The following is a 24,189-nucleotide window of genomic DNA, read 5'->3' on the forward strand; positions in this document are numbered from 1 at the left end:
GCCCGCCCGCGACAACGAGACGGTGCCGTGAAATTTCTCGACGAAGCTAAGGTCTACATCCGCTCCGGTGACGGCGGGGCAGGCTGCGTGTCGTTCCGGCGCGAGAAGTTCATCGAGTTCGGCGGTCCGAACGGCGGCGACGGCGGCCGGGGCGGCGATGTCTGGATCGAGTGCGTCCAAGGGCTGAACACCCTGATCGACTACCGCTACCAGCAGCACTTCAAGGCCAAGAAGGGCGAGCACGGCATGGGCTCGAACTGCCACGGCGCGTCCGGGGCCGACGCCGTGCTCAAGGTGCCCGCCGGGACGCAGGTCCTGGCCGAGGACGGCGAGACGCTGATCGCCGACATGACCGAGATCGGCCAGCGGGTGCGCCTCGCCAAGGGCGGCAACGGCGGCTTCGGCAACGCCTATTTCACCACCTCCACCAACCGGGCGCCGAAACATGCCAATCCCGGCCTGGAAGGCCAGGAGATGTGGATCTGGCTGCGCCTGAAGCTCATCGCCGATGCCGGGCTCGTGGGCCTGCCGAATGCCGGCAAGTCGACGTTCCTCGCGAGCGTCACGGCGGCCAAGCCCAAGATCGCCGACTACCCGTTCACGACGCTCCATCCCGGCCTCGGCGTGGTGCGCAACGACCAGCGCGAGTTCGTTCTGGCCGACATTCCCGGGCTGATCGAGGGCGCCCACGAGGGTGTCGGCCTCGGTGACAAGTTCCTCGCGCACGTGGAGCGCTGCCGGGTTCTGCTGCACCTCGTGGACGGCACGAGCGAGCATGCCGGCAAGGCCTACAAGCTGGTGCGCGGCGAGATCGAGGCCTACGGCCACAGCCTCGCGGACAAGCCGGAGATCGTCGCCCTGTCGAAGGTCGACGCCCTCGACCCGGAGACGCTCAAGAGCCAGGCCGCCAAGCTGAAGCGGGCGGCGGGCAAGGCGCCGCTGCTGCTCTCCTCGGCCAGCCGGAAGGGCGTGCCGGAGGCGCTGCGAGCGTTGCAGGACGCCATTGAGACGGGCCGCGCGGAGGAGGCTCCGGTTGCAGCGGAGTGGCAGCCGTGAGTGACATCAGGGACAGGCTGGGATAATTATCTTGGCTTAAGGTTGCGACTTTTAAAGCGATGACCAAGTCTCTGATGCCGGCGCTGTAAGCGCTGTTCAAAGGCGTCGTCTTCGGCCACATCTCGGCCGCGCTTTCGTAGACGAGTCCCATGATCCCCGCCCTCGACACCTTCCGCCGCGTCGTCATCAAGGTCGGGTCGGCCCTGCTGGTCGACCGTGCCCGTGGCCGCCTGCGCCATGCGTGGCTCGCGGCCCTGGCCGAGGACATCGCCGATTTGCACGCACGCGGCGTGGACGTGCTGGTCGTGTCCTCGGGGAGCATCGCCCTCGGGCGCACCGTGCTCGGCCTGCCGCCAGGGGCACTGCGCTTGGAGGAGAGCCAGGGCGCGGCGTCGGTGGGGCAGATCGCGCTGGCCCGCCATTGGGCGGAGGCGCTCGGCCATCACGGCATCGTCGCGGGCCAGATCCTCGTGACGCCGCAGGACACGGAGGAGCGCCGCCGGTACCTCAACGCCCGCTCTACGGTGCAGAAGCTGCTCGAACTGCGGGCGGTGCCGGTGGTCAACGAGAACGACACCGTGGCCACCGCTGAGATCCGCTACGGCGACAACGACCGCCTCGCCGCCCGCGTCGCGACGATGATCGACGCCGACGTGCTGGTGCTGTTCTCCGACATCGACGGCCTCTACACGGCGCCGCCGAACGCGGACCCGACGGCGCAGCACCTCCCGCTGGTGGAACGCATCACCCCGGAGATCGAGGCCATGGCCGGCGGCCCGGCCTCGGAGCTGTCGCGGGGCGGCATGCGCACCAAGGTCGAGGCGGCCAAGATCGCGGTGGCCGGCGGCACGCATCTCGTCATCGCGGACGGACGGGCCAAGAACCCGCTGAAGGCGGTGCAGGACGGGGCGCGCTGCACGTGGTTCCTCTCGGGCTCGACGCCCAACGCCGCGCGCAAGACCTGGATCGCCGGCTCCCTCGAACCGCGCGGCAGCCTCACCATCGATGCAGGCGCCGCGAAGGCCCTGGCGGGGGGCGCGAGCCTGCTGCCGGTGGGCGTGCGCGCGGTCGAGGGCAATTTCTCGCGGGGCGACGCGGTGCTGATCCGCGACGCCGAGGGGCGGGCCATCGGGCGTGGCCTCGTCGGCTACGACAGCGGGGAGGCCGCGCTCATCATCGGCCATCCGAGCGCGCGGATCCCGGACTTGCTGAACTATCCCGGTCGCGCCTGGATGGTGCACCGGGACGATCTTGCCATGTTCTAGCGCACGGGGCGGGCCTTGTCGGGGCTCGCCGCGATGTGTCAAGACGACGGCCCCCTCAGCCTCGGAACCCGGAGGCCCCGCCGTGCCCGTCCTGAATCTCAGATCCGATTTCGCGGGCGCGGATTCGCTGCCGGAGCAGATGGCCGCCATCGGCCGCCGGGCGCGGCAGGCCGGGCGCAAGATGGCCCTGGCCTCGGCCCAGACCAAGGACATTGCCCTCCAGCGCATCGCCGAGCGCCTGCGCGCCGACCGGGAGGCCATCCTCCGCGAGAACGAGCGCGACGTCACCGCCGCCCAGGAGGCCGGGCAGAGCGCAGCGCTGATCGATCGGCTGAAGCTCGACGGACGGCGGCTCGAATCCATCGCCGAGGCGGTGGAGAAGGTGGGCGCGCTGGCCGATCCGGTCGGGCGGCAGCTCGCGGCCATCGAGCGCCCGAACGGGCTGCTGATCGAGCGCGTCGCCGTGCCCCTCGGCGTCATCGGCGTGATCTTCGAGAGCCGGCCCAACGTCACCGCCGATGCCGGCGCCCTGTGCCTGAAGGCCGGCAACGCCGCGATCCTGCGCGCGGGCTCCGACAGCTTCCGCACCTCCCAGGCCATCGCCCGCGCCATGAGCCAGGGGCTCGAAGAGGCCGGGCTGCCGGCCGACGCGATCCAGATCGTCCCCACCCGCGACCGGGCGGCGGTAGGGCTGATGCTCGCCGGCCTCGACGGCTGCGTCGATGTCATCGTCCCGCGCGGCGGCCGCAGCCTCGTGGAGCGGGTCCAGGCCGAGGCCAAGGTGCCGGTCTTCGCCCATCTCGACGGCATCAATCACGTCTATATCGACCGCGCGGCCGACCTCGACATGGCGCGCACGGTGCTGCTCAACAGCAAGATGCGCCGTGTCAGCGTCTGCGGCGCCGCCGAGACGCTGCTCGTGGACCGGGCCTGCGCCGAGACGCACCTGAAGCCCCTCGTGACGGCGCTGCTGGAAGCCGGCTGCGCCGTGCGCGGCGACGCGGCGACCCGCGCCGTCGATCCGCGCGTGACGGAGGCCAGCGATGCCGATTGGAGCACCGAATACCTCGACGCGGTGATCGCCGCGCGGGTGGTCGACGGGCTCGACGAGGCCATCGCGCATATCGAGCGTTACGGCTCGCACCACACCGATGCGATCATCACAGAGGACGAGGAGGCCGCCCGCCGCTTCCTCGCGGAGGTCGATTCGGCCATCGTCACCCACAACGCCTCGACGCAATTCGCCGATGGCGGCGAGTTCGGCTTCGGCGCGGAGATCGGCATCGCCACCGGGCGGATGCATGCGCGCGGCCCGGTGGGCGTCGAGCAACTCACCACCTTCAAGTACCGGGTCCACGGTCGCGGCCAGACGCGTCCGTGATCCACGCCATCTCCGGTTGGGCCTCGTGCGGCTGATCCTGCCGCCGAGCGCGCCCGGCATGCGGATCGGCCTCTATGGCGGGTCGTTCGATCCCGCCCATGAGGGGCACCTCCACGTCTCCACCACCGCCCTGCGGCGCCTGCGCCTCGACCGGGTGTGGTGGCTCGTGAGCCCCGGCAACCCGCTGAAGGACCGCAGCCGCCTCGCCCCCTTGGAGGTCCGCTGCGCACAGGCCGCGCGGGTGGCCGCGCATCCGCGCATCGCGGTGACGGGGTTCGAGGCGGCGCTGGGCGTGCGCTTCACCGTGCAGACCCTGCGCTATCTCGCCCGGCGGCGACCGGGGGTGCGGTTCGTCTGGATCATGGGGGCCGATTCGCTGGCGACGTTCCACCGCTGGAAGGGGGCGGCCGAGATCGCCCGGCTGATGCCCATCGCGGTGATCGACCGGCCGGGCTCGACCCTCACGCCCGTCTCGGCCAAGGCCGCCCGGCGGCTCGCCGGGGCGCGGATCCCCGAAGCGGCGGCGACGACGCTGGCCGGGCACAGGCCCCCCGCCTGGGTGTTCCTGCACGGGCCGCGCTCGAAACTGTCCTCGACCGCGATCCGCGAGAAACGGCGCGGCTGGTAGCCGCTCGGTGCCCCGATCCGGTGCATCCGTCGCACAGACCTGTTGCAATCGCCGTGCGAAGCCGCCACTTTCAGGCGATAAGGCCGGGAGACGGCCCCACGAGGAATCAGGACGCTGCCCGAGACCCTTCGCACAGAGACCGTGCGCACCGATGCCCCTTCCCGCCCCGGCGCCGAGGATGACGGCCTTGCCCGCGTGGGAGCCCTGAGGGACCTCGCGCTCGGCTGCCTCGACGAGATGAAGGCCGAGGAGACGGTCGAAATCGACCTCGCCGGCAAGACATCGCTGGCCGACACGATGATCATCACCTCGGGGCGCTCGCAGCGTCATGTCGGCTCCATCGCCGACAAGATCATCCAGGAGATGAAGAACCAGGGCTACGGCACCGCCCGCGTCGAAGGCCTGCCGGCCTGCGACTGGGTGTTGATCGATGCCGGCGACATCCTGGTTCACATCTTCCGGCCGGAGGTTCGAGGTTTCTACAACCTCGAAAAGATGTGGGGCGCAGACCGTCCCCTCGGTGTCGCCGCCGGCTGATCGACACCCCCGTTGCGTTTCGTCGTCGCCACGGTGGGCCGGCTGAAGGCCGGTCCCGAGCGGGATTTGGCGTCACGATATCGCGAGCGCGCCGGGCAACTCGGCCGCAGCCTCGGCTTCCCGGCCTGCGACCTCATCGAGATCCCGGAATCGCGGGCGCGGCGTGGCGCCGACCGCGCCGCCGAGGAGGCGGCCGCGCTGTTGCCGCTCCTGCCGCCGGGCAGCGCCCTCCTTACCTACGACGAGCGCGGCCGGGCCGATCTGCCGAGCGAGGATCTGGCCCGGCGGATCGCCGCATGGCGCGATGCCGCCAAGCCCGCCCTGGCGGTGGTGATCGGCGGGCCGGATGGACTCGACGCCTCATTTCGGACGCGGGCGGACCTGATCCTGTCCTTCGGGGCCGCCACCTTGCCCCACGGACTCGTGCGCGTGCTCGCCCTCGAACAGATCTATCGCAGCCTCACCATCCTGGCGGGCCATCCCTATCACCGCGGCGAGCCGGGGTGAGCGTGGTGCATCGTTCACGGCTGGCGTGGCTCGCCTGCACGGCCCTCCTCGTTCTCGCGCCGGCCCCCGCCCTCCCCCAGGACGCGCTCGATCAGGACAAGATCCGACAGGCGACCGAGGAGCGCGACCGCCGCGCTGAGAACCTGAAGCGCGTGCAGGATGCCCTCTCGGCGAGCGAGGGCCAGCGGGCGCAGTTCGAGAAGGAAATCGCGTCCATCGGTACGGACCGCGCCAAGCTCGACGCGGCCCTGCTCGATGCCGGGCGCCAGGCGCAGGCGACCGAGGAGCGGATGACCCGCCTGGAGGAGCGCCTGAAGGCGATGACCGACAGCGAGGCGGCGATCCGTCGCTCCCTCCAGGCACGGCGCGGCACGGTGGCCGAGATCCTGGCCGCCCTCCAGCGGATGGGGCGGCGCCCGCCCCCGGCGGTGCTGACGAGCCCGGAGGACGTGCTCGCGGCGATCCGCACCTCCATGCTCCTCGGCGCGGTGGTGCCGGAACTGCGCGGCGAACTCGACACGCTCGCCGCCGACCTCACCGAGATGGTGCGCCTGCGCGATGCCATCGCCCGCGACAAGGAAGGCCTCTCCGCCGACCTCGCCGGCTGGGCGCGGGAGCAGCAGCGTCTGAAGGCCCTCGTGACCGCCCGGCGGGCGCGGCAGGCCGAGGTGGAGAGCGGGCTCGCGGCCGAGCGCAGGCGGTCGGCGGAACTCGGGGTCCAGGCCAAGAGCCTGAAGGACTTGCTGGAACGGGTCGAGGGCGAGGTGAGCGCCGCCAAGCGGACGGCCGAGGAAGCCAAGGCAGCGGCCGAGCGCGAGGTGCGCGTGACGCAGGAGCGCTTTGCCGCAGCGGGTTTCCGTGATCCGGCCCGGCTGGCCCCCAAGGTGAAGTTCGCCGAGGCGCGGGGCGAAGTGCCGCGCCCCGTCGCGGGCCGTCTGGTGCGGGCGTTCAACCAGCCGGACGGCAATGGCGGCTCGACGCGGGGCGTTTCCTTCGCTACGCGGCCCAGGGCCACCGTGGCCTCCCCGGCCGACGGCTGGGTCCAGTTTGCCGGCCCGTTCCGCTCTTACGGCCGACTCTTGATCATCAACGCTGGCGACGGCTACTATCTTTTGCTGGCAGGTATGGACCAGATCAGCGTCGAGGTCGGCCAGTTCGTGTTGGCCGGCGAACCGTTGGGCTCTATGGGCGAGGGGACGCCCGGACCCGATGGGGATCCGACCCTGTACGTCGAGTTCAAGAAAGACGGCGGCTCCATCGATCCGGAGCCGTTCTGGGCGAAAAGCCCCAATGACAAGGTTCTTGGCGAGAAGGTTCGCGGCTGATGCGCAAGACATCCCTGATTATGCTCGGCGCCTTCCTGGGCGCGGGCACCTCGATGGTGGCCACGCAGACGGAGTTCCTCTCCGGTCCCCGTGCGGTCGCGGCCTCCGCCGAGACCTACCGCCAGCTCAGCCTGTTCGGCGACGTGTTCGAAAAGGTGCGGACGGACTACGTCGAGAAGCCCGACGAGTCGAAGATGATCGAGGCGGCCGTCAACGGCATGCTGACCTCCCTCGATCCGCATTCGAGCTACATGGACGCCAAGGCGTTCCGTGACATGCAGACCACGACCCGCGGCGAGTTCGGTGGCCTCGGCATCGAGGTCACGATGGAGGACGGCCTCATCAAGGTCGTGACGCCCATCGACGACACCCCCGCCTCGAAGGCCGGGCTGCTCGCCAACGACGTGATCACGCAGATCGACGACGATCAGGTGCAGGGCCTCTCCCTGAACCAGGCGGTCGACAAGATGCGCGGCCCGGTCAACTCGCAGGTGAAGCTGAAGATCTCCCGCAAGGAGTCGAAGGACCCGATCGAGGTCACGCTCACCCGCGACACCATCAAGATCAAGCCGGTGCGCTCGAAGGTCGAGGGCAACGACGTCGGCTACATCCGCCTGACGCAGTTCAACGAGCAGTCCTTCGACGGGATGCGCGCCGCCATCGACAAGCTGACGACCGATATCGGCAACGACAAGATCAAGGGCTTCGTCCTCGATCTGCGCAACAACCCCGGCGGCCTGCTCGATCAGGCGGTGATGATCTCCGACGCCTTCCTGGATCGCGGCGAGATCGTCTCCACCCGTGGCCGCAACCCGGACGAGACGCAGCGCTTCTCCGCCAAGTCCGGCGACCTGACCAAGGGCAAGCCGATCGTGGTGCTGGTGAACGGCGGCTCGGCCTCGGCGTCCGAGATCGTGGCCGGCGCCCTGCAGGACCACAAGCGGGCGACCATCATGGGCACCCGCTCCTTCGGCAAGGGCTCCGTGCAGTCGATCATCCCGCTGGGCGGCTCGGGCGCCCTGCGCCTGACCACCGCGCGCTACTACACGCCGTCGGGCCGTTCGATCCAGGCGAAGGGCATCGAGCCCGACGTCGAGGTGCTGCAGGACGTGCCGGACGAGCTGAAGGGCAAGGACGAGACCAAGGGTGAGGCCGGGCTGAAGGGCCACCTGAAGCAGAAGGATACCGACGAGCGGGGTGGATCGTCCGCCTACGTCCCGCCGGATCCGGCCAAGGACAAGCAGCTGATCTCGGCGGTGGACTTCCTGCACGGCATCCAGAAGGGCGCCGCCAACGGCACCCAGGCCCCGCAGCCGAAGCCGAGCCTGCCGAACTAAGACCCGCCACGGCCGGTGCCCGCCTTGCGCGGGCACCGGCTGTCGGTCGACTACCGGTCGGCTTTCTCGCCGCTGGCGGTCAACTGGACGTAACGCTGCGTGGTCGGCACGATGAGGTCATGGACGCGCTGCGCCATGGCCTTTTCTTCGTCCAGGGACTGGGTGAGCCCGGCCCGATGCGCCGAGAGACCCGCCGCGTCACCGATCGCCAGGAGCGAGGTGTAGGCCGCGATCTCGAAATTCTCGAAGGCGTGGTTCGCGTAGGTGTTCTTTAGGATCTCGTCCTGCGCGGGCGTATGGCCAAGGGCCATCATGTTGCCGACGAACCCGAGAAACCCCTCCTTGATAGCCGAGGGCGTCTCGTCGAAGCTGTGAAGCGCCTCTTCGAGTCGGCGGCGCTGCCCGTGGGTCTCGTCGATGTGCTTGCGCAGGGCATCCGTCATTTCGGGATAGCGTTCCAGCCGCTCGACCTGCCGCTCCATGATCTGAAGCGCCTGCATCTCGACGGCATGAGTATTCTTGAGGGCTGTGACGTAGATTTCTTTGGCGCTGGTGGACATTGTATGGCTCCGCTCCGGGGCCGGGATCGTCGATCACGGCGTCGTTCCGTCGATGCTTTCACCGAGTGAAAGTTCCCGCCCGAGCTTATCGCCGCATTTGCTTGGGAATATTGCCAAGCATGATCGAAACAACATAAGTCAACGCGTGCTGATCTATGATAATTGGGTCGCGATTGGGGGCGGCACGATTGATCCAGCGTGGCCGGAAAACGTCACGGGATTGAACAGTCGGGCGGCATTAGCGGAACGTTAACTACAACGACCGGCAGATATGGACGAGGATCGCCCGCTGCTCTCGGTTGCGGGATGGCTCCTGCGACGAGTTCCGTGTGACCGAGCCCGCAGACGATATCCTGACCCGGCCCCTTGGGGTCGCCGCAGCCGGCGCCAAGGCGCCGCCGACCGGTCGCGCCGCCGGGCTGATCGCCCGTGCCCGCCAGCCGCGCGTCGCGGCGGGTCTCGGCGCGGGCTGCCTTGTCGCCGCCCTCGGCCTCGTCTTCGCCTTCGGTGATCCGCAGGCCGGCGAGCCCAGCGCGCGGGCGATGATCGAGCTGCGCGATCCCCCTCCGGCGAAGCCCGCGCCCCAGGCGGTCGTCGCCATGCCCGCCCCGGACGCGGTCGCGCCACCGGCGCAGCGCAGCGCCGAGGAAGTCGAAACCGCCTCCGGCGTGACGGTGGTGCGCCCGCCCGGCTCGGCCCCGAGCGAGGCCGTGGTGATCCGCGTGCCGCCCGCCAACGCGCCGCGCCTCGCGGCGGCGCCCGATCCGCGCCTGACGGAGCCGGGCCGCCACGGCCTCATGCCCCGCATCGGCGAGGGCCGTCTGCGCGCCCTCGATGTCTATGCCCGCCCCGACGAGCCCGGCACCGGCCCCCGCATCGCGATCCTCGTGACGGGGCTCGGGATCGGACAATCGGCCACGGCCGCCGCCACCGCCCGCCTGCCGCAGGCGGTGAGCCTCGCCTTCGCGCCCTACGGCAACGAGGTGGAGCGCGCCGCCGCCCGCGCCCGCGATGCCGGGCACGAGGTGTTCCTGCAATTGCCGATGGAGCCCTTCGACTATCCGGACAGCGATCCCGGCCCGCAGGCCCTGCTCACCGCCCTGAAGGGGCCGGAGAACGCGGATCGCCTCGCCTGGGTCCTGGCGCGGTTTCCCGGCTATGTCGGCCTCGTCAACCTGATGGGCGGCAAGATGATGGGCGATCCCGCCTTCGAGCCGATCCTGCGAGAGATCGGCGCGCGGGGCCTCGGCTTCGTGGACGACGGCACGGTGCCGAAGTCCCCTCCCCTGGCCAACAAGTCGCGCACGCCCTCGGCCCGCGCCGAGATCGTCCTCGACGCGACGCCCCGCCCCGACGCCATCGACGCCGAACTCGCCCGCGCCGAGGGGTTGGCCCGCAGCAACAGCTTCGTCCTCGTCTCGACGGGCGGCTCGCTGATGGCGGTGGACCGCATCGTGCGCTGGGCGCGCGACCTCGACGCGCGGGGCATCCGCCTCGTGCCGGCCAGCGTCGCCCTGCGCGGGACGCCGAAACGCGTCTCCAAGGCCGATTGATCGTGGCGCGGGCGTGAATGCGCGTTGCCGCGCCTCGGGGCGCCGGCCTATGGTCGCCCGCGATGGCTCACGACAGCGACTCGAACGACCTGCCCTACCGACCCTGCGTCGGAATCACCCTGATCGGCCCCGAGGGCGGCGTCCTCGTCGGCCGGCGGCGGCGGGATGCGGGCCCCGAGCATGTCGACGGCCCTCATAGCTGGCAGATGCCCCAGGGCGGCATCGATCCCGGCGAGGATCCCGAGGCGGCGGCCCGGCGCGAATTGTTCGAGGAAACTAACGTCCCGCCCGAGGCTGTGCGGCTGATTGGCGAAGTGCCGGATTGGCTCGCCTACGATCTGCCGCCCGCGGTGATGAAGCAGGCCTGGAAGGGCCGCTACCGGGGCCAGACGCAGAAATGGTTCGCCTACGGGTTCGTCGGCAGCGAGGACGTCATCGACGTGCTCAATCCCGGCGGCGGGGCGCACAAGCCCGAATTCGAGGCGTGGCGCTGGGCGCGGTTCGATGAGTTGCCGGGGCTGATCGTCCCGTTCAAGCGTCCGGTCTACGAGCGGGTGGTGGCGGCCTTCGCCGGCCTGTCCGCCTGGGCGGAGCGGGTATGATCCGGCCCGGTCCGGTCTGAGCCATGCGGCGCTGGCTCGCGATCCCCCTCGCGATCGCGGTCGCGTGGCTCCTGTTCACGCTGAGCCCCCTGTGGTCGCTCTACAGCCTCGCGGACGCGGTGCGGCGGCACGATGCCGCCTATGTCGAGACGCACGTCAACTTCCGCACCCTGCGGCTGTCGCTGGTCCGGCAGATCGTCGCCGCCGTGCGCGTGGCGACGGACGCCGACGAGGATCTCGACCCGAAGGACCGGCAGCGGCTGAACGAGGCGGCCTACGGCCTCGCCCTCGCCCTGGCCGAGAGCCTCGTGACGCCGGACACGGTGATCGATCTGCTCGATGACGGCTGGCCGGAAAAACTCGACCTGAAGAAGCCGGAGAGCGCGAGGACGACCGGCCTGTCGATCCGCAACGCGGGCCGGCTGATGTCCTATTACGCGGCGGCCGAGATGCGGGGCTTCCGGGCGGTGGTGATCCCGATCCCGCCGGAGGGGCCGCGGGCGCAGCGAACCCGGATCCGCCTGCGCCTGCGCGGCTTCACGTGGCGGCTCGCCGACATCGAGATGGCCGACGCCCTGCGGGGCGAGATCGCCGCGAAGCTCGCCCGCGCCCTCGCCAAGGCGAGGATCAACGCGGGCGGCGGGGGCAAGTAGGGGCCGGGCTACTCGGACTTCGGCGCCTTCTCGGGGGCCTTCTCGGCACCGCCCTTGGGCTTGCGGGCCTCCACCAGGGTCTCGGCCTTGTCCTCGTCGGTGTCGCCGCCCTGCTCGATGGTCTTGGCGGGGTCGGACAGGAGCGAACGGGCGATGCCGAGCAGCACCTCGCACTCGCCGGGATACTTGTAGGTCTCCAGCACGATGGCCGCGTCGCGCAGCGTGCGCAGGTCGCGCACCGTCTGGGCGTTGGCATCCTTCTGCAGTTCCGCCTTGGCGGCGATCTGTTCCTCGATCTTCGCGCCCTGCACGTCACAGGCGGCGAAGGCAGCCCCCGGCGTCATCAGCGTGCCGAGCATCAGGCACAACAGGGCGGTGAAGCGGGGCCGCATGGGTCGTGTGTCCTCTCAGGCGTGGTGGGAATCCGCCGGGCGCAGGATCTCGTTCGTCAGGGCGACGAGCTGGCTCGGACGGTAGGGCTTCGGGACGAAGAGGGATTCCGGCACCGCTTCGCCGGTGGCGAGGCAGGCGCGGCCGCCGGAGGTGTAGACAACGGCCAAGTGCGGGCATTGCTCCCGCGCGTGGCGGGCCAGCACGATGCCGTTCGTGTTGCGGGCCAAGTCGATATCGGTGAAGAGCAGATCCACGCTCTCGCGGGAGAGGATGGCTTCGGCCTCCCAGGCGTCGGCGGCGGTGAGCACCCGGTAGCCCTCGTCCAGCAGCGCCTCGGCGGCGAGCTCGCAGACGGTGGGCTCGTCCTCCACGACCAGCACCGTGGTGGCGGCGGGGGCGAGGTGCGGGACGGCCGGTACGGCGAACGCGAACGGGATCATGACGCAACTCCAACTCACCTGGCCAGGGCATACGGCCCCGGTGTCAGATCGCAGGGGAAACGGAGCCCCGCGGCTCGGCGTTCGCCGGATTTGCATCGAATTGCAGAGGTTAGGTGAGCGTTGCGTTAACCGCGTCGGCGGGGTGGTAAACGGAGGCGCTGGTTTGGTTAACGAAGGGTTGACGCGCTGCGTGTGGGAAGCCGGTTCGTGAACCGCAGGTGGCAGTTGGGCGCGGGTCTGGTCCTGACTGCGCTGGCCGGCTACGTCGATGCCCTCGGCTTCGTGCGGCTCGGTGGCCTCTACACGTCGTTCATGAGCGGCAACACGACTCAATTGGCGGTCTATGCCGGGGAGACCGACTGGAACCGGACGCTGCTGCCCCTCGGGCTCGTCGCCTGCTTCCTGGCGGGCGCCATCCTCGGCAGCGTGGTGGCGATCCTCGTGTCCGACCGCTGGGCGACACCGGCCGTGCTGGCCTTCGAAACGATTCTCATCGCCGCCGCCCTCGCCATCGGCCTGTCCTTCCCGGAGCCGAGCAACGCGAGCCTCGCCCTCGCCGCCGCGATGGGCGCGCAGAACGCGGTGCTTGCCCGCGTGAAGGGGTTCCGCGCCGGCACCACCTTCGTGACCGGCGCGCTGTTCAGCTTCGGCCAGAAGATCGCCGAGGCGTTGACCCGCACCGGCTCGCCGTTCGGCTGGGCCGGCGACGGCGTCGTCTGGTTGTCGCTTCTCGTGGGTGCCCTGTGCGGCGCCCTGGCCTATCAGGCCGTCAACCTCTACGCCCTGGTCCCGCCGGCTCTCGTCGCGGGGCTCCTGGCCTTGATCACCACCCTGATCGTCGCCCGCGCCGGTCCGGCCGCAAAGGTTTCCTCATGAGCTCTTCCATTTCTACCGCCTCGCTCACGAGCCATGTCGCCGATCTCGAACCCGGCGCCCATGCGGTCGCCGCCCATTGGCTCGGCGACGTCCCCTGCCTCGCGCTGGCCGACGGCCATGTCGCCCTGATCCGCGACGGTGACGTGTCCCGCGTGGCGGCCCATCCCGAAGCGGGCGTGCTCGTAGCGGCGGGCGGCCCGGCGCGCCTCGTGACGGGGGGCGACGACGGCCGCGTGGTCGAGACCCGCGCCGACGGCACCACCCGCGAGGTCGCCAGCGCCAAGAACAATGCCTGGATCGACGCCATCGCCCTGCACGGGGACGGCGCGGTGGCCTTCTCGGCCGGGCGCAACGTCGTGGCCGTCGATGCCAAGGGCCGCGAGAAGACCTTCCAGGCCCCCTCCTCCGCGCGCGGCCTCGCCTTCGCCCCCAAGGGCTACCGCCTTGCGGTGTCCCACTACAACGGCGCGAGCCTCTGGTACCCGAACCTGGAGACGGCCCCCGAGGACCTGTCGTGGAAGGGTTCGCATATCGACGTGTCGTGGTCGCCGGATGGGCGCTTCGTCGTCACCACCATGCAGGAGAACTCCCTGCACGGCTGGCGCCTCCAGCCCGACAAGGGCCACATGCGGATGTCGGGCTACCCCGGCAAGGTCCGCTCCCTGTCGTGGTCGTCGGACGGCAATTGGCTTGCCACCAGCGGCGCCGAGGCGGCCATCGTCTGGCCGTTCGATTCCAAGGAAGGCCCGACCGGCAAGCCCCCGCGCGAATGCGGCGTGCGCCCGGCTCGCGTCTCCTGCGTCGCTTTCCATCCGAAGGCGCCCGTGCTGGCGATGGGCTACGAGGACGGCTGCATTCTGCTGGTGCGCTTCACCGATGCGGCGGAACTGCTGGTCCGCCCGGCGGTCGCCGGCAGCGGCGTCACCGCTTTGGCCTGGGACGGGCGCGGCGCCCGCCTGATCTTCGGCTGCGGCGACGGCAAGGCCGGGCTCCTCACCCTGCCGGCTTGATCCGTCAGGCTCCGAACCGCGCCCGGTAATCCTGCGGCGTCGCGCAGACGTGGCGCAGGAAGACCCGTCTCATCGTTTCCTCCGTGCCGAAGCCGCACTCGCGGGCGATCCGTTTGACCGGCGCCCGCGTCTCCCCGAGCGCCCGCCGCGCCGCTTCCAGCCGCAGGCGCTCGACGCCCTTGGCCGGCGTCAATCCCGTCGCCTCGCGATAGCGCCGGCTGAGGCTGCGCTCGCTCATCCCCGCCTGCGCCGCGAGCGCCGGCAGGGAGAGGTCGCGGGCAAGGTTCGCGCCGACCCATTCATGCAAAGCCGCGAACCGGTCCTCCCCGCCCTGGAGCGCCAGGGCGGCGCTGAACTGCGCCTGCCCGCCGGGGCGCTTGAGGAACATCACGAGGTGGCGGGCGATCGCCAGAGCCGCGTCCCGCCCGAGGTCTTCTTCCACGAGGGCCAGGGCGAGGTCGATGCCGGCGGTGACGCCCGCCGAGGTCCAGATCGCGCCGTCCCGCACGAAGATCGGGTCGGCCTCCACCCGGACTCGCGGATGCAGGGCCGCCAGCCGGTCGCAATGCGCCCAATGGGTCGCGGCACGCCGGCCGTCCAGACGGCCCGTGGCCGCGAGGAGGAACGCTCCGGTGCAGACCGAGGCGACCCGTCGCGCGCGATCCGCCCGCGCCGCGACCCACGCCACGAGGGCGGGGTCGCCCGACGCCGCCGTGACGCCGGGGCCGCCGGCCACGATGAACGTGTCGATAGGGGCCTTCGTCTCCGGCAACGGCAGAGTCGCGAGGCCGAGTCCTGCGGACGCCGACACCGTTTCACCGCCCGGCGCGACCACGCGCGGCGCGTAGGGCGGCAGGGCCAAGCCCAACCGCTCGTTCGCCGTCGCGAAGACCTGCAACGGCCCGGCGACGTCGAGGATCTGGACCTGCGGGAAGGCCAGGATCTCGACGATGCGCGGCTTTGGCGGAATGTGTGGGGTCTTTGGCATTTCGGCCAGACGATGCCGCATTAGGATCGGCGGGTCCAGACAGGAGGCTCCCATGATCCCCCACGACCAGCCGCTCGCCATCGGCTCGCTCCTCTTCGAGGGCATCGACCAGATCGACCTCACCGGCCCGTTCGAGGTGTTCGGGCGGCTGCCCAACTCCACCGTGCGGCTCTACTCGCCGGACGGGGCTCCGGTGCGCGACGTGCGAGGCCTGCGCCTCGTGCCCGATGGGGCCATCGCGGAGGCGCCGCAACTCGACGTGCTCCACGTCCCCGGCGGTGCCGGGCAGGAGGCGCTGATGCGCAACGAGGCTGTCCTCGGCTGGCTGCGGGACCAAGCAGCCGGGGCGAGGATGGTGTTCTCGGTCTGCACCGGGGCGCTGCTCCTCGGCGCGGCGGGCCTTCTCAGGGGGCGGCGTGCGACGACCTATTGGAGCGCCGTCGACCTGCTCCCGCATTTCGGCGCGACGCCCGTCGATGAGCGCGTGGTGATCGACGGGGACTGGGTCTTCGCGGCGGGCGTCACCGCCGGCATCGACGGGGCCCTGCGCCTCGCGGCAATCCTGCGCGGCGAGGAGGCCGCCCGCGCGATCCAGCTCATGATGCAATACGCGCCCGAGCCGCCCTTCGACAGCGGCTCGCCGCACACCGCCTCGCCAGAGACCGTGGCGGCGGTGCGGGCGGCGTCCGCCACCCTCATCGCCCGCCGGGAGGCCACGGCCCGCGCCATCGCCCAGGAATTTGGGATCGTGACAGGGGCGTGAAGCTCACCGCGTCCACGGTGACAGAACCGTCCATCGCGCTTATCTCACGCGGAGGACGGAACGACTGATGACGGACGTGACACTCAAGACCGCAAAATTCGGCATCGGTGCCATCGTGCGGCACAAGGTCTATCCTTTCCGCGGCATCGTGTTCGACGTCGATCCCGTGTTCGACAACACGGAGGAATGGTGGCTCGCGATCCCGGAGGAAGTCCGGCCGCGCAAGGACCAGCCGTTCTACCACCTGCTCGCCGAGAACGCGGAGACGGAATACGTCGCCTACGTCTCCGAGCAGAACCTCCTGCCCGACACGTCGGGGGAGGCCCTGCGCCATGCCGGGATCAAGGAGATCTTCGAGCGCGACGCCTCCGGCACCTATCGGATGCGCGACAGGGCGACCAACTGAAAAAGGGCCGGGCATTCCTGCCCGACCCTTTCCGGTCGTATCGGGGCGCCCTGGGGCGCCCCTTTTGTTGTGCTGGCTTACTTGGCGGCGGGGGCGGCCGGAGCGGCGCCCTGCTGCGTCTCGAGCTTCTTGCGCATCTCTTCACTGCGCTTCTCCAGCTCGGACTGAAGCTTCTTCTGCTGCTCCTCGAGCACCTTCGGGTCCATGGCCGGGCCGTCGAAGGCCTTGCCGAAGCCGGCGAGCGGCACGGCGAAGGTCACTTCGCGCTGGGTCTGGTTCTGCACGGAGACGTTGAGGGTCGTGCCCTTCTTGAGGGCGGCGATCACGGCCGCATCGACGCCGCCGACTTCGGCGAAGCAGCCGTTCGGGAAGCACACGGCGAAGCGGCCGGCGGTGGCGCCCTGACCATCGACGCTGAAGCGGATGCCGGGCTGCAGGAGCAGGCCGAGGGGCAGCAGAAAGCGGACGACGCGGATTTCCTGCTTCTGCGCCGGGTTCTTCATGTCGTAGACGGCGGCGGCGAGCACCGGCTGGCCCTGGTCCGACACGAAGTCGCGGGTCGTGTAGCAGATGTCGGTGCCTGAACCCTGGTCCTTGCCGCACACCTTGGTCCAGTCGGCCTGGCTCGGCTCGGACTTCAGCGTGACGATCTGCGGCCCGGTCTGGGCGGCGGGGGTCTGCGCGGCCGGCGTCTGGCCGGGGGCGGGAGCAGTGGGAGCGGGGGCCTGAGCCGCCGGGGCGGCGGGCTTCTTCGGCTGAGCCGAGGCCGGAACCGTCGCCAGCGCGAGGCCCGCGAGGCCGAGGAAGGCGGCGCGCGCGAACGGCGCGGAGCGGGTGAAGGACATCGGCTCTTATTCCTTAGGGCGTTCGTTACCTGGACGTGGAACCTGCGCGGCGGCTTGCCGAAGCCTCCGGGGAGCGTGCCGCGATGACGATCGCCACTCGAAACCCGGTCGGAACGGTATGGCCGTCGGCCGCTGCGAACCGGATGGATCCACCCGGAGGGCCGGGCGGCTGCTTTCCCTCCGAATGAGGCGAAGGCATGACGCTGTCGTCTCTTGGGAATCCGCGTGCGGACGCGGGCCTCCCTAGGCCGCATGCCGTTCCGCCGCAAGAGGCGCGGCCCGGCGAGCGTCAACGCGGGATTAACCATGAAGGGGGAATGGTGCCCCCGAACGCTGTCCGTCAGGGGGCCGAGTGAGCGCGCACGCGGCGCATTTTCCGTCACAGCCGGCCGACGAGCCGCTGCGGCAGGGGCTGGCCATCGCCCTGATGGCGGCGGCGCGCCTCGCCCCGCAGCGGACACTTCTGCGCGATGCCGGAGACCGCCGCGCGTGGTGCGGCCGGCCCGCGATCACCTGGACCTACGAGGCCGCCGCCGAGATCGTCGGGCGGCTGGCGCGGGGGATCGCCGCATGGCGCCTCGCGCCGGGCAGCCGAATCGGCCTTTTCTTCGCGGGCGGCGCCGAATCCTCCCTCGCCCATCTCGCGGTCGAGGCCGCCGGCCACCTGCCCTGCCCGCTCTCGCCGGTCTGGGAGGGCGAGGCCCTGTCCGCCGCCATCGAATCGGCCGGGCTCGTCGCCGTCCTCACCGAAGGACGGCGCGGGACGCGGCGCCCGGCGGAGGAACTCGCCTTCACGGCCCTGCGCCATTTCGGCCTGCGCTTCCTCGCCGCCTTCGGGCCGGGCCTGCCCGACGGCGTGATCAGCCTCGACGCCATGGCGCTGGAACGCGGCATCATCGACCCCGCGCCCGGCCTCGGCCTTCTCACCTTCGCCGGCGGCGATCCGCGCCGCCCCGTCCGGCGGGACGCCGCCCTGTTCGGCGCGGCGGTCGCCGCCCACAGGGAGCGTCTGCCCTCCCCGGAACGGGTGCTCACCCTCCTGCCGCCGCACGACCTGCGCGGGCTCGTCACCGGCCTCGGCATGGCCGTGGCCTCGGGCGCGAGCCTCGAAACGCTGATTCCCTTCGATTCGGCCGCCTTCCGGGTCGCCCTCATGCGCCCGGTCCCGACGCGCCTCGTCGTGCCCGCCGCCTTCGAGGCGGCCCTGGCCGAGACCACCCTGCCCTGGACGGTACGGGCCATCGACATCGTTCACCGGGCGCCCACGCGGATGCCGGAACCCAGCGCCCGCGACGTGGCGGGCCCGCCCTGCCTCGATGTGCTCGTCCTCGACGAGGACGCGATCCTCACCCGCCCCCGCGGCCGGTGGGAGATCCCAAGCCTCGACGAATCAGGCGCGTCGGAGGTCCCCCACCCGCTCGTGCGCCGGCCACGGGACGGGCAGCTCCTCTGCCGCGCCGCCCCTTCGCACCGCGATACGGACGATTCGTCCGGCGACGCGATCTGGCAGGAAACCGCCTATTGCGCCCATCAGGCCAAGGGCGTTCTGACCGTCATCCCCACCCCCTGAACCCCATCCCGGGATCGGTTCAGCCCCCGCTCAGATTGTACGATTCACCTTCGCGGCAGAGTGCGAGAGGTGGATCCAACAGCCTTTTCGTGGGTTTGGCTTAGGTTTCCGAGCGCGGCTATCTTTTCAGCGCGCAACCGATGGGGTATCGCTCAAGCTTATGGTTGCGCTGCAGCAAGTCCTCGTGGTGGATGACGGCGTTCGGGCCGTGGACCACTCGCTCTCCGGCGAGCTTGCCGGGCTGGGTTACGCCAGCGTCACCGCCTCCCTCGAGGCGGCGGACGATGTGCTGGCCGTCATCGCTCCTCCCGCCGCAGTCCTGGTCCAGGCGCCCGCCCGGCGCGATCCGACCTATGCGCGGCGGGCGGCCCGTCTTCGGGCACGGATGCGCGAGCGCGGCATCCCCGTCATCCTGATCGGCGAGAACGGCGAGACGCGCAGCGGCGCGCCAGTCGATCTCGCGACGCGGCTGGGTGCCTGCGTGGCGGCCAAGCCCGACTTCTGAAACCGGCGGACGCGGCAGCCCTCAGGCCGACGCCGCCCGCCTGTCCGCCCGCATGAGTTCGGGCGCGCCGAATCGCGGCAACACCCCTTCCCGCATCACCATCCGCCGCAGCGGCCCGAGATGGGCCATGGCCAGCAGGCCGAGCCCCCGCGCCAGATCGAGCGGCAGCAATTCCGTGAGGAGCGAGCGGTTCAGTGCATCGACGGCGGCCGTGCGCGCGGCAGCATCGATTCGGCGCCCACCCGCATAGGCCGAGAGCACGGCCCGGCTTCCCGGATCGCGCCCGTCCCGATGGGCTCGCGCCACCATGTCCCGCAGCGAGGCCGCATCGCGCAGGCCGAGGTTCAAGCCCTGCGCCCCGATGGGCGGGAAGACATGCGCCGCCTCGCCGATCAGCGCGAGCCGCGCCGACACCGGGGTCGTGACGAGGAGCCCGCGCATCGGCACGAGGCCGCGCGGCCCATCGATGCGCATCGTGCCGAGCATCCCCCGCGCCTGCCGCTCGACGGCCGCGCCGAGGCCGGCATCGTCCATCGCGGCCAGCTGCTCGGCCTGACCCTTCCCCGCCACCCACACGAGGCTGGAACGGAAGCCGCCGCTCATCGGCACCAGGGTGAAGGGCCCGGACCGGGTGTGGAACTCCGTCGAGACGTCGCCGTGCGGTTTGGTGTGGGCGAGGATCGTGGTGATCGCCGATTGCGGGTAGGTCCATTCGCGCACGGAGACGCCGCTGGCGGCGCGCAGGGGCGAGCGGCTGCCATCCGCCCCGATGACGAGCCGCGCCTCGGCCGTGCCGCCATCGGCGAGGGTGATGCGGGAAGCCGCCTCGCCGGGCACGGCCCCCACGGCGTCGCTCTCGATCAGGGTGAGATTGGGCTGGCTGCGGGCGCAGCGGCGCAGGGCCGCCACGAGGTGGGACGATTCCACGTTCCAGCCGAAGGCGTCGAGGCCGATCTCGGCGGAGTTGAACCGGGCGGGCGGCGGGCGGAACAGGCTGCCGGTGTCGTCCACGATCTGCAGGGTGCAGAGAGGGCTCGCCTTCACGCCGACCTCGTCCCAGGCGCCGAGGGCCTTCAGAAAGCGCACGGACCCGTCGAGCAGGGCGACGGTGCGCCCATCCGCCACCGGGGCATGGCGGCCGACGAGGGCCGTCGGCACGCCCGCCTGCGCGCAAGCCAGGGCGGCGGCGAGACCCGCCGCTCCGGCCCCGACCACGGCCACTTCGACCTGCGGATTCGTTGTTCCCGCCGACACGCCCTGCACCGTCTCTGTCTCCGCTCGGGTCCTATCTGTCCTCCCCACCGGCCCCTGCCAAGGGCGTGCGACGAGCGAGCGGCCTTCGTCATGAGTGGCATGGCGGGGAAGGCTCCGGTAAGCCCCTCCGGTCTAGCCTCGCCGAAAGCGATGTCCGAACCCAGCCTCCGCCCGAGCCTCCTCGATCCGCTCTTCGCCCCGGCCCGCACCCTGCCGGGCGTCGGGCCGAAGGTCGCGCCGCTGATCGAGAAGCTTCTCGGCTCGCCCGAGCGCGAGGCGCGGATCGTCGATCTGCTGTTCCACCTGCCGCAGGGCGGGGTGTCGCGCCGGCTCGTCGGCTCCGTAGCCGAGGCGCCGGCCGGCGAGCCCGTCACCATCGGCGTGACGGTGGTGGGCCACCGGCCGCCCACGGTCGGCGCGGGCCGGCGCCCGCACCGGGTGGTGACGGAAGACGCGACGGGCGAGGTCACGCTCGTCTTCTTCGGGATGCCCCGGGCGCGCATCGAGAAGATGCTGCCCCTCGGCTCGCATCGCTACGTCTCCGGCAAGATCGATGTCTGGGAGGGGATGCGCCAGATGGTGCATCCCTCGCGCATCATGGACGAGGCCGGGCTCGCGGACCTGCCCGCCGTCGAGCCGGTCTACGGCGCCACCGAGGGGCTGACCTCGCGGGCGATCAACAAGCTCGCCGTCGCCGCCCTCGACAAGCTGGCGCCCCTGCCGGAATGGCAGGACCCGGCCTGGCTCGCCAAGAACCGCTACCCGCCCTTCGCCGACGCCCTGCGCGTCGAGCACCGCCCGGAGGACGTGCCGCCCCGCCCGGCCGACCCGCTTCAGCCGGCGCCCGTGACCCCTGCCCGGCGCCGCCTTGCCTATGACGAGCTTCTGGCCTCGCAACTGGCCCTCGCCCTCACCCGCGCCCGCCAGCGGCGGAAGGCGGGCCGGGTGAACGCGGGCGACGGACGCCTCGTCGCGCGGCTTACGGCCGATCTGCCCTTCGCCCTCACCGGGGCGCAGCAGCGGGCGGTGGGCGAGATCCGCACCGACCTCACCGAGCCCCGCCGGATGCTGCGCCTGCTCCAGGGCGATGTCGGCTCGGGCAAGACGGCGGTGGCGCTCCTCGCCATGGCCTCGGCGGTGGAGGCCGGGCGGCAGGCCGCCCTGATGGCGCCGACCGAGATCCTGGCCCGGCAGCATTTCGAACGTCTCGTGCCCATGGCCGGCGCCCTGCGCCTGCGCCTGATGACCGGTCGCGACAAGGCGGCCGAGCGCCGGACGACGCTCGCCGACCTCGCGGCGGGGGAGATCGACATCCTGGTCGGCACCCATGCCCTGTTTCAGGAGGCCGTGACCTTTCGCGATCTCGGCCTCGCCGTGGTCGATGAGCAGCACCGCTTCGGCGTCCACCAGCGGCTTGCCCTCGGCGCCAAGGGCGAGGCCGTGGACTTCCTCGTGATGACCGCGACGCCGATCCCGCGCACCCTGGCGCTGACCTTCTTCGGCGACATGGACGTCTCGGTCCTCGACGAGAAGCCCGCCGGCCGCCAGCCGATCCGCACGGTGACGATGTCGACCGAGCGCCTGGACGAGGTCGTGGCCGGGCTCGGCCGGGCCATGGCACAGGGCGAGCGCGTCTACTGGATCTGCCCTTTAGTGGAAGAATCCGAGTTCGTGGACCTCGCGGCGGCGGCCGAACGGTTCGAGGACCTGAAACAGCATTTCGGCGGGGTCGTCGGGCTGATTCACGGCAAGATGCCGGGGCCGGAGAAGGACGCCGCCATGGCCCGCTTCGCGGCCGGCGAGACGACGCTCCTCGTCTCGACCACCGTGGTCGAGGTGGGCGTCGATGTCCCCCAGGCGACGATCATGGTGGTGGAGCACGCCGAGCGCTTCGGCCTCGCCCAGCTCCACCAGCTGCGGGGCCGCGTCGGGCGCGGCGCCAAGGCGTCTTCCTGCCTGCTGCTCTACCGCGGGCCGCTCGGGCAGGTCTCGCGGGCGCGTCTGGAGATGATGCGCGAGACCGAGGACGGCTTCCGCATCGCCGAGGCCGATTTGAAGCTGCGCGGCGAGGGCGAAGTGCTCGGCACCCGCCAATCGGGCATGGCCGCCTTCCGCCTCGCCCGGATCGAGAGCGACGGAGATCTTTTGGAGACCGCCCGCGACGATGCGAGGCTCGTGGTGGAGCGCGATCCGCGCCTCGAAAGTCCGCGCGGTCAGGCCCTCCGGGTGCTGCTCTACCTGTTCGAACGGGAGGCGGCGATCCGCTTGATCGGGGCCGGCTGAACGGGTTCGTTCAGAAAAGCGACAGGATCAAAATGTGCGGAAAATTACTGCACAATCGATCGGATCGCGACGGCCGCTCAGAAATATGCGAGCAATTACAGAGGCTTAGAAATTTCCTGCCAAGCTGGCGCAGTCGTTCAGGCGAGCTTCAGGTAGGCTAAGACCTTGCATCCGACACAATCGTCCCTTAACTCCAGATGAACGAAAGGCCCGGTACGCCGGGTCGTCACGGACGAATCTGGAGGACGGACATGTCGAACGGACTGTTCCAGCACCTGCCGGGCTCCAACGAGATGGCCGGCCACTTCGCGCTCCCCAATGAGCCGTGGTTGATGCCCATCTCGGATCGGGAGACCGTCGCGAACCGGACTGCGGACGAGCTTCACGCCGCCGTGAAGCGGGCGTCTCGCCCGTTCTGGATCGCCGCCAATGGCCTCGTGGTGGCCCTCGGGCTCGCGCTCACCGTTCAGGCGAGCACGGGCTGGATGGCCCCCGCACAGCGCACCACCGTCTCGGTGGCGCAGGCGACCCCGCCGACCATCGCGCCCCAGCAGGCTTCCCTGCAGCGCTGATCGGACCAAAGGGTCCAAGACTTTTCGTGAAGGGCCGCTCCATCCGCCGGATAGAGCGGCCCTTCGCATATCAGGCATCCTCCGGCGCCGCGTGCCGCGTCTCGGCGGGGTGGGGACCTGGGGCGTGGGTGGAGCGCAGGGTCGCCGCCATGGCGTTGAGCCGCGCCTGCGGATCCTCCGGCTGGATGACGCCCGCCGACATCACGAGCTTGGCCGCGTCATCGACGCTGATCGGCACCTCCACCACCTCCGAGCGCGGCAGGTAGAAGAAGAAGCCCGTCGTCGGGTTCGGGGCGCAGGGTAGGAACACGCCCACGAGGTCGCCCCCCGAGACGCCCCTCCCCTGCAGGGCGTTCTCCACCTCCGGCGCGGCCGGCGCGGAGAGGAACACCACGGACCACGTGCCCTTCACCGGGAACTCCACCAGCCCCACGGTGCGGAACGAGGTGCCGTTCGCCGAGAACAGCGTCTCGAAGATCTGGCGCAGCCCCTTGTACAGGCCGGAGATGACCGGGGTGCGGGCGAGCAACACCTCCCCGAACTCGATGATCGAGCGGCCGACGAGGTTGGCCGTGAGGAAGCCGAGCATCGTCACCGCGAGGAAGGCGATGACGAGGCCGATGCCGGGAATCGAGAACGGCAGGTAATGGTCCGGCAGGTAGCTCGCCGGGATCAATGGCTTCACGAAGGAATCGATGAGCGCGATGATCCACCATGTGATGTAGGCGGTGATGGCCAGGGGCCCCGCGACGATCACGCCGGTCAGGAAGTAGGTCCGCAGCCGCCCTCGGGCGCTCACGCGCCGTTTCGGCGCGGCCGGATCGATATCCGGGGACGGAATCGGGGGAAGACTCGACGCCACGACTGCCCTCTCGGCCGC

The 24,189-nt window shown here is 70.8% G+C and carries 26 protein-coding genes; 19 read left to right on the top strand and 7 right to left on the bottom strand.

Annotation, left to right across the window (positions count from 1 at the left end; all coding sequences use genetic code 11):
- The first annotated feature begins 27 nt into the window (after nt 1-27).
- From obgE to AAHF99_RS09090, 8 genes are all read left to right on the top strand, one after another.
- Nucleotides 28-1,056: a GTPase ObgE gene (gene obgE, locus AAHF99_RS09055; RefSeq protein WP_342163849.1), complete on the top strand. Its 1,029-nt coding sequence runs from the start codon at nt 28-30 to the stop codon at nt 1,054-1,056.
- 149 nt (nt 1,057-1,205) lie between these two features.
- Nucleotides 1,206-2,321 (top strand): glutamate 5-kinase, encoded by a 1,116-nt coding sequence (proB, locus tag AAHF99_RS09060; RefSeq protein ID WP_342163850.1) that lies wholly within the window; start codon nt 1,206-1,208, stop codon nt 2,319-2,321.
- A gap of 82 nt (nt 2,322-2,403) precedes the next feature.
- On the top strand, nt 2,404-3,702 hold the full coding sequence (locus tag AAHF99_RS09065) for a glutamate-5-semialdehyde dehydrogenase (protein WP_342163851.1): 1,299 nt from the start codon (nt 2,404-2,406) through the stop codon (nt 3,700-3,702).
- 25 nt (nt 3,703-3,727) lie between these two features.
- A complete protein-coding gene (locus AAHF99_RS09070) occupies nt 3,728-4,330 on the top strand; it encodes a nicotinate-nucleotide adenylyltransferase (RefSeq protein WP_342163852.1) in 603 nt (200 codons plus the stop codon).
- A gap of 141 nt (nt 4,331-4,471) precedes the next feature.
- Nucleotides 4,472-4,867 (top strand): ribosome silencing factor, encoded by a 396-nt coding sequence (gene rsfS / locus AAHF99_RS09075; protein ID WP_342163853.1) that lies wholly within the window; start codon nt 4,472-4,474, stop codon nt 4,865-4,867.
- A gap of 12 nt (nt 4,868-4,879) precedes the next feature.
- Complete coding sequence (gene rlmH / locus AAHF99_RS09080) at nt 4,880-5,374, top strand: 23S rRNA (pseudouridine(1915)-N(3))-methyltransferase RlmH (protein WP_342163854.1); 495 nt, start codon at nt 4,880-4,882, stop codon at nt 5,372-5,374.
- A gap of 5 nt (nt 5,375-5,379) precedes the next feature.
- Entirely contained in the window at nt 5,380-6,699 is a 1,320-nt protein-coding gene (locus AAHF99_RS09085) for a murein hydrolase activator EnvC family protein (protein ID WP_342163855.1), read from the top strand.
- Nucleotides 6,699-8,036, top strand: coding sequence for a S41 family peptidase (locus AAHF99_RS09090; protein WP_243953306.1), 1,338 nt, complete (start codon nt 6,699-6,701; stop codon nt 8,034-8,036). The genes AAHF99_RS09085 and AAHF99_RS09090 overlap by 1 nt, the downstream gene beginning before the upstream one ends.
- Before the next feature lie 50 nt (nt 8,037-8,086).
- Here AAHF99_RS09090 and AAHF99_RS09095 read toward each other — a convergent pair whose 3' ends face one another.
- Complete coding sequence (locus AAHF99_RS09095) at nt 8,087-8,596, bottom strand: ferritin-like domain-containing protein (RefSeq protein WP_342163856.1); 510 nt, start codon at nt 8,594-8,596, stop codon at nt 8,087-8,089.
- A 329-nt stretch (nt 8,597-8,925) separates the two neighbouring features.
- On the opposite strand from AAHF99_RS09095, the gene AAHF99_RS09100 reads away from it, so the two are divergent.
- The 3 genes from AAHF99_RS09100 (at nt 8,926) to AAHF99_RS09110 (ending at nt 11,404) form a co-directional block, all read left to right on the top strand.
- Nucleotides 8,926-10,149, top strand: coding sequence for a divergent polysaccharide deacetylase family protein (locus AAHF99_RS09100; RefSeq protein WP_342163857.1), 1,224 nt, complete (start codon nt 8,926-8,928; stop codon nt 10,147-10,149).
- Between the two features lie 62 nt (nt 10,150-10,211).
- Nucleotides 10,212-10,751, top strand: coding sequence for an RNA pyrophosphohydrolase (locus AAHF99_RS09105; RefSeq protein ID WP_342163858.1), 540 nt, complete (start codon nt 10,212-10,214; stop codon nt 10,749-10,751).
- Nucleotides 10,752-10,774: 23 nt separating this feature from the next.
- Nucleotides 10,775-11,404 carry a DUF2939 domain-containing protein gene (locus AAHF99_RS09110; RefSeq protein WP_342163859.1) on the top strand — a complete coding sequence of 210 codons (630 nt, stop codon included), beginning with the start codon at nt 10,775-10,777 and terminating at the stop codon, nt 11,402-11,404.
- Nucleotides 11,405-11,412: 8 nt separating this feature from the next.
- Here AAHF99_RS09110 and AAHF99_RS09115 read toward each other — a convergent pair whose 3' ends face one another.
- Nucleotides 11,413-11,796 carry a photosystem reaction center subunit H gene (locus tag AAHF99_RS09115; protein ID WP_412759853.1) on the bottom strand — a complete coding sequence of 128 codons (384 nt, stop codon included), beginning with the start codon at nt 11,794-11,796 and terminating at the stop codon, nt 11,413-11,415.
- Between the two features lie 15 nt (nt 11,797-11,811).
- The gene (locus tag AAHF99_RS09120) at nt 11,812-12,237 is read right to left on the bottom strand and encodes a response regulator (protein WP_243953300.1); all 426 of its coding nucleotides are present in this window, start codon (nt 12,235-12,237) and stop codon (nt 11,812-11,814) included.
- A 207-nt stretch (nt 12,238-12,444) separates the two neighbouring features.
- On the opposite strand from AAHF99_RS09120, the gene AAHF99_RS09125 reads away from it, so the two are divergent.
- Nucleotides 12,445-13,113 carry a YoaK family protein gene (locus AAHF99_RS09125; protein WP_342163861.1) on the top strand — a complete coding sequence of 223 codons (669 nt, stop codon included), beginning with the start codon at nt 12,445-12,447 and terminating at the stop codon, nt 13,111-13,113.
- Nucleotides 13,110-14,123 (top strand): WD40 repeat domain-containing protein, encoded by a 1,014-nt coding sequence (locus AAHF99_RS09130; RefSeq protein ID WP_342163862.1) that lies wholly within the window; start codon nt 13,110-13,112, stop codon nt 14,121-14,123. The genes AAHF99_RS09125 and AAHF99_RS09130 overlap by 4 nt, the downstream gene beginning before the upstream one ends.
- A 4-nt stretch (nt 14,124-14,127) precedes the next feature.
- Here the strand turns inward: AAHF99_RS09130 and AAHF99_RS09135 are convergent, their stop codons facing one another.
- Nucleotides 14,128-15,111 (bottom strand): GlxA family transcriptional regulator, encoded by a 984-nt coding sequence (locus AAHF99_RS09135; protein ID WP_342163864.1) that lies wholly within the window; start codon nt 15,109-15,111, stop codon nt 14,128-14,130.
- A 52-nt stretch (nt 15,112-15,163) separates the two neighbouring features.
- Here AAHF99_RS09135 and AAHF99_RS09140 point away from each other — a divergent pair, with 52 nt between their 5' ends.
- Both AAHF99_RS09140 and hspQ read left to right on the top strand, forming a co-directional pair.
- Nucleotides 15,164-15,874, top strand: coding sequence for a DJ-1/PfpI family protein (locus tag AAHF99_RS09140; RefSeq protein WP_342163865.1), 711 nt, complete (start codon nt 15,164-15,166; stop codon nt 15,872-15,874).
- Between the two features lie 67 nt (nt 15,875-15,941).
- The gene (hspQ, locus tag AAHF99_RS09145) at nt 15,942-16,280 is read left to right on the top strand and encodes a heat shock protein HspQ (RefSeq protein WP_342163866.1); all 339 of its coding nucleotides are present in this window, start codon (nt 15,942-15,944) and stop codon (nt 16,278-16,280) included.
- 77 nt (nt 16,281-16,357) lie between these two features.
- On the opposite strand, the gene AAHF99_RS09150 is transcribed toward hspQ, so the two are convergent.
- Complete coding sequence (locus AAHF99_RS09150) at nt 16,358-17,125, bottom strand: invasion associated locus B family protein (RefSeq protein WP_342163867.1); 768 nt, start codon at nt 17,123-17,125, stop codon at nt 16,358-16,360.
- 352 nt (nt 17,126-17,477) lie between these two features.
- Here AAHF99_RS09150 and AAHF99_RS09155 point away from each other — a divergent pair, with 352 nt between their 5' ends.
- Together AAHF99_RS09155 and AAHF99_RS09160 are read left to right on the top strand one after the other, a co-directional pair.
- On the top strand, nt 17,478-18,695 hold the full coding sequence (locus AAHF99_RS09155; protein WP_342163869.1) for an AMP-binding protein: 1,218 nt from the start codon (nt 17,478-17,480) through the stop codon (nt 18,693-18,695).
- Nucleotides 18,696-18,855: 160 nt separating this feature from the next.
- Complete coding sequence (locus AAHF99_RS09160) at nt 18,856-19,200, top strand: hypothetical protein (protein WP_243953292.1); 345 nt, start codon at nt 18,856-18,858, stop codon at nt 19,198-19,200.
- Between the two features lie 21 nt (nt 19,201-19,221).
- Here the strand turns inward: AAHF99_RS09160 and AAHF99_RS09165 are convergent, their stop codons facing one another.
- A complete protein-coding gene (locus AAHF99_RS09165) occupies nt 19,222-20,454 on the bottom strand; it encodes an FAD-dependent monooxygenase (RefSeq protein WP_342163870.1) in 1,233 nt (410 codons plus the stop codon).
- A gap of 150 nt (nt 20,455-20,604) precedes the next feature.
- Between AAHF99_RS09165 and recG the strand changes: the two genes are divergently transcribed.
- Both recG and AAHF99_RS09175 read left to right on the top strand, forming a co-directional pair.
- A complete protein-coding gene (recG, locus tag AAHF99_RS09170) occupies nt 20,605-22,737 on the top strand; it encodes an ATP-dependent DNA helicase RecG (protein ID WP_342163871.1) in 2,133 nt (710 codons plus the stop codon).
- A 251-nt stretch (nt 22,738-22,988) separates the two neighbouring features.
- A complete protein-coding gene (locus AAHF99_RS09175; protein WP_342163872.1) occupies nt 22,989-23,309 on the top strand; it encodes a hypothetical protein in 321 nt (106 codons plus the stop codon).
- Nucleotides 23,310-23,379: 70 nt separating this feature from the next.
- On the opposite strand, the gene AAHF99_RS09180 is transcribed toward AAHF99_RS09175, so the two are convergent.
- Nucleotides 23,380-24,171 carry a DUF502 domain-containing protein gene (locus AAHF99_RS09180; RefSeq protein ID WP_342163873.1) on the bottom strand — a complete coding sequence of 264 codons (792 nt, stop codon included), beginning with the start codon at nt 24,169-24,171 and terminating at the stop codon, nt 23,380-23,382.
- Nucleotides 24,172-24,189 lie beyond the last annotated feature (18 nt).

Source organism: Methylobacterium litchii (assembly GCF_038442315.1).
GTDB classification, from domain to species: Bacteria; Pseudomonadota; Alphaproteobacteria; order Rhizobiales; family Beijerinckiaceae; genus Methylobacterium; species Methylobacterium litchii.

Bases quoted from the DNA above. Each gene is read 5' to 3' on its own strand.
- proB (WP_342163850.1), top strand. From the start codon at position 1,206: ATGATCCCCGCCCTCGACACCTTCCGCCGCGTCGTCATCAAGGTCGGG.
- AAHF99_RS09090 (WP_243953306.1), top strand. From the start codon at position 6,699: ATGCGCAAGACATCCCTGATTATGCTCGGCGCCTTCCTGGGCGCGGGC.
- AAHF99_RS09095 (WP_342163856.1), bottom strand. From the start codon at position 8,596: ATGTCCACCAGCGCCAAAGAAATCTACGTCACAGCCCTCAAGAATACT.
- AAHF99_RS09105 (WP_342163858.1), top strand. From the start codon at position 10,212: ATGGCTCACGACAGCGACTCGAACGACCTGCCCTACCGACCCTGCGTC.
- AAHF99_RS09110 (WP_342163859.1), top strand. From the start codon at position 10,775: ATGCGGCGCTGGCTCGCGATCCCCCTCGCGATCGCGGTCGCGTGGCTC.
- AAHF99_RS09115 (WP_412759853.1), bottom strand. From the start codon at position 11,796: ATGCGGCCCCGCTTCACCGCCCTGTTGTGCCTGATGCTCGGCACGCTG.
- AAHF99_RS09120 (WP_243953300.1), bottom strand. From the start codon at position 12,237: ATGATCCCGTTCGCGTTCGCCGTACCGGCCGTCCCGCACCTCGCCCCC.
- AAHF99_RS09130 (WP_342163862.1), top strand. From the start codon at position 13,110: ATGAGCTCTTCCATTTCTACCGCCTCGCTCACGAGCCATGTCGCCGAT.
- AAHF99_RS09135 (WP_342163864.1), bottom strand. From the start codon at position 15,111: ATGCCAAAGACCCCACACATTCCGCCAAAGCCGCGCATCGTCGAGATC.
- AAHF99_RS09140 (WP_342163865.1), top strand. From the start codon at position 15,164: ATGATCCCCCACGACCAGCCGCTCGCCATCGGCTCGCTCCTCTTCGAG.
- hspQ (WP_342163866.1), top strand. From the start codon at position 15,942: ATGACGGACGTGACACTCAAGACCGCAAAATTCGGCATCGGTGCCATC.
- AAHF99_RS09150 (WP_342163867.1), bottom strand. From the start codon at position 17,125: ATGTCCTTCACCCGCTCCGCGCCGTTCGCGCGCGCCGCCTTCCTCGGC.
- AAHF99_RS09160 (WP_243953292.1), top strand. From the start codon at position 18,856: ATGGTTGCGCTGCAGCAAGTCCTCGTGGTGGATGACGGCGTTCGGGCC.
- recG (WP_342163871.1), top strand. From the start codon at position 20,605: ATGTCCGAACCCAGCCTCCGCCCGAGCCTCCTCGATCCGCTCTTCGCC.
- AAHF99_RS09175 (WP_342163872.1), top strand. From the start codon at position 22,989: ATGTCGAACGGACTGTTCCAGCACCTGCCGGGCTCCAACGAGATGGCC.